Genomic DNA, 4,176 nt, shown 5'->3' on the forward strand with positions numbered 1-4,176 from the left:
CACTCACACTGTTCAGGTCGATCGCCCAGTTTCGCATCGACGCAGTGCCGGCCGAGGTGCGGCAGCACCTGGCATTCGACGCTGTCCTCGACGCTCTGGACGACGACACGGAGACGAACATCCGCAACCTGCGCGGAGCGCTGGAGGATCTTCCCCGTGGATATCCACGCCGCCTGGAAATGGTGAGTGCGCTCTGCGAAACACTCCTTGAACGATTCCTGGCCGAACGTGACGCCGCCGATGTGCATGCTGTGATCGATACCGGTCGCACTGCTCTCCGCGGTGCCGGCGACACGCTCGAAGCAGCTCGCTTGGGCCTGACCGTCGCCATAGCTCTGAAGGAGAGATCCCTGCTGCTGCGCGAGGGGTCGCACGAGCAAGCACGGGCTGACGCCGACGAGAGCATCGCCTTGCTGGAGCAGATCAGCGCCGAGGCTCCGGAGCCTGCGCGTTTCATGCTCCGCACACCTCTTGGTGCCTCCCACATCGCCCGCTACCTGATTACTGAGACCGATGAGGACCTCACCGCTTCCATCGGTCTCCTGCTGCCGACATTCGACGACGCCAGATGCTTCGACAGGGCGATGACCGGTACCTTGCTGAGCCAGGCCCTCCAGCACCGGTATCTTCGATACAGCCGCCCAGACGACCTTGATGACGCGATCTCAGTCGCCAGGCAGGCTGCGGGCCTGGACCAGGACTTCCACACATTCGCTATGCACACTCTCGCCTCCGCCCTGCGTGCCAGGTTCGAGTTGCGGCACGATCCGGCGGACCTGGAGGAAAGCGCTACCCAGCTGCGCAGGTTGCTGCAGGTCAACCGCCCCGGGAGCCCGCGCGATGCCTATCTGATTGATCTGGCCGTGAACCACGCATTCCACTACCGTGTGTCGCGGTCCAGGGCCGACCTTGAGGAGGCGAATCAGGCGCTGGCCGGCATCAAGGGCAACCATCCGCACGCCCTGGCCGAGGTGATCACCCGCCTGCTGGTGCACCAGGACATGAGCCGGCGCCTCGGCGAATCCTACGAGCCTGGCCCGCTGGTCGACACCCTGCTCTCCCGCCTCTCGGACCTTCCTGAGACACATTCGAGTCACGGCGTCGCGCTGGCCCATCTGGCAGGTATCCAGCGGTCCGCGCCGGGCGATCCACAGGACCGGGACTCGATGGTAGCCTCCTGCCGTGCCGCTGTGGAGTCGATACCCCGAGGTCACCTGGACCGCATCGGTCACTTGTCCAACTTGAGCATCGCGCTTCGACGCCGCTACCCGGTAGCGCATGATGCCGGCGACCTCGAAGAGGCACTCGATACCGCACGCCAAGCTGTGGACCTCGCCACCGCGGGTGCGATCGAAGGCAGTTCGTTTCGCTACAACCTCGCCGAAGCGATCCTGGCGCACCACCTCACCACCGACATGCCTGCGCCCGATGTACTTGCCGAAGTGGTCCCGCTCCTCCGGTCCATCACCCAGGCGATCGGCGCACTACCCAGCGTCCGCGTATCGGCAGCCAAGCTCCTCGCGGAACTCTGGGCCGTCAACGAGTCATGGGAAGAAGCTGCTGCCGCGTACGAGGACGCGCTGGAGCTTCTTCCGCTGCTCACCTGGCGCGGTATCGGGCGTGACGATGCAGAGGATGCCCTCGCCGCCTACCCTGGGATCGCCTGCGATGCCGCAGCTGTGGCCATTGCTGCCGGCGATCCGAGGCGAGCCGTTTCGCTCTTGGAGCGCGGGCGGGCGATCTTGTGGGGCTACCTGCTGGACTTCCGGTCAGATCTAGGCCGGCTCTGCGAGGCGGACCACACGTGTGCCGATGAACTGACCGAACTTCGAGATGCGTTGGACAGCACCGCACCCGCAGACACCACGCAGCGCAACCACCTAGCCGAACGCTGGGAGCAACTGGTCGCCGCGATTCAGCTTCGCGAGGGATTCAAGGACTTCCTCCGTCCACCGGCTTTGGATTTCGACGATCTCGCAACCGTCGCGGGAACAAGCCGAGTCGCGATCGTCAACGTCAGCAAGTGGCGCTGCGACAGTCTTATCCTCCACAACGGCACAATCACGCACGTTCCGCTTTCCACGAGTGCGGACGAAGTCCGGAAGACGGCTGAGGGCTGTCTCGCAGCCCTGCGCATGCACGATGCTGCCAGCACTATCGAATCCCTCGTGCATGTCGAAGAGACTTTGACTGTCACCCTCGATTGGCTCTGGCGCAAGATCGCATCAACGACCCTTGACCGGGCATCCCTCAATACCTGTGACGATGAGGTTATCTGGTGTCCGACAGGCATGCTCTCGCTCCTTCCCTTGCACGCCGCAGGAAATCCGAGCCAAGCGGGCATGTCTGTCATCGAACGCTGCGTTCCGTCGTACACACCCACAGTCCGCGCCCTCGCAACGGGGCCAGTCCGACAACCAAATGCCGGCAAGACGCTCATCGTATCGATGCCTGTCACCGACGGTGCGCCACCGCTGCCGCAGACTCTGCTGGAACGCGACTACATCTGCAGTCTCCTGCGGAGCGACGGATTCACCCTGCTCGACGAGGATTCTGGCCACGATCACGCCGACCGCTCCACCGTGGCTCGCCAACTACCTCACCATGCGATAGTGCATTTCGGTTGCCATGGCGTTCAACGCGTGGACGCCCCATCTTTCGCAGGCCTGCTACTGCGCGACGGACTGCTCAGCGTGGCTGAGTTGGCCAAGGAGGAGCACCAAGCGGAACTCGTGGTACTGGCTGCCTGCGCGACCGCTAGCGGCAGTGAGAAGATTCCAGATGAGGCGTCCACCTTGTCTTCCGCATTCGCCTACATGGGATGGCGCCGGGTCGTGGCTACATTGTGGTCCGTCGACAGCAGATTCACCACTGATCTCATCCAGGTGCTCTACGAGCAGATCATAGTATCCCGTGATGTGCAGCCGGATCGGGCGGCAGCAGCCCTACGCGATGCCATACTGAACGCACGCCGAGCCGACCCCGACCGCCCCGGACTCTGGGCGGCGTTCGTCCACGTCGGACGCCCGTAACCCCGGTCACCGAGGGTCATGGCCGTCACCGGACACTTACCAGCCGGTGATTGTTACGACTGCGGTCACCGAGTTGTTCTTCGCCACCCTCGACCGCGCCACCTTCACCATCCACGACCAAGCCCGCGCCGCGCGGGAAACCCGGGGCATCGGTGGTGCATGCCGAGGGTGGCTATGTAAGTGGCAGCGGGGACCAGATGTACGCGGTCTCGGGACCATTCGATCTTCACTTCAAGATCGAATGGTGATAGTTTTCGGGGCCAGGCCACCGAGCGGATCGCAGCTGCGCCGAGGGCGACGCGCCACGTCGGCGACCAAAGTGCCTGCACGGCAGGCAAAAAGCAGTAAGGAGGGGACCGCGGCGCTCCGGCCTGCCGGGCCGGTGCCGGTGGCTCCCATTCTCATCGACACGACATCGCGGTCGGGCCGAGGTGGGGTCCCCACTACCAGCAGCGAACGGTCCCCACTGTGACCTGCTCGTTCGCCGGTTCCGCTGTGCCGAGACCATCTGCGCGGGCTGCTCCATCGGGTCCGAGCGCTGCCCGACCCGCGGCCCGGGACGGTCCGGACCCTCGGGGTCGACGACTTCGCCGTACGTCGTGGTCATTTGTACGGGACGGTCCTGATCACGCGCCTGTTGCCCCGAACTCGACGCGCTCACCCGCCACGTCGGCACGTTCGCGCACCTACTCGCCCGCCCCACCGACGCCACGATCACCGACTGGATCACCGCGGTCCGCGCCGATAACCTCCCAGCCCTGCACACCTACGCCGTCGAACGTAGCGTCGCCGCGCACCGCCGTTGCCTGCCCACCCCGCCGGCCCAGCCCGACCCGGTAGACGACCCTCGACCCCTACAAACCCCACCTTCACGAGCGGTGGGCGGCCGGGCAGACCAACGCCGCCACACTCTGGAAAGAGATCCAAGCCCAGGGCTACACCGACAGCTCCGCGACAACGAAGTCGCACAGTGTGAGTGAACTATTCGAAGTGGAGGGTCGGATGATCGGCGGATAGTTCCGGGTAAGTGCTCAATGCCCGTCCCCGCTCCCGACATGCGTCACAGACAACTGCGCTGTGGGGTGTGCAGCAACGGGAGGAATCCCAAGAGCCAGTGACCCATCCATTGGCGACAGGAGAGGGG

1 protein-coding gene is annotated in these 4,176 nt (G+C 64.7%); it reads left to right on the plus strand.

Annotation, left to right across the window (positions count from 1 at the left end):
• A partial coding sequence (locus tag U9980_RS22665; protein ID WP_322769787.1) for a CHAT domain-containing protein occupies window positions 1–3,032 on the plus strand: 3,032 nt, incomplete at its 5' end.
• Window positions 3,033–4,176: the final 1,144 nt, after the last annotated feature.

Source organism: Protofrankia sp. Cr1, assembly GCF_963555865.1.
GTDB lineage: Bacteria > Actinomycetota > Actinomycetes > Frankiales > Frankiaceae > Protofrankia.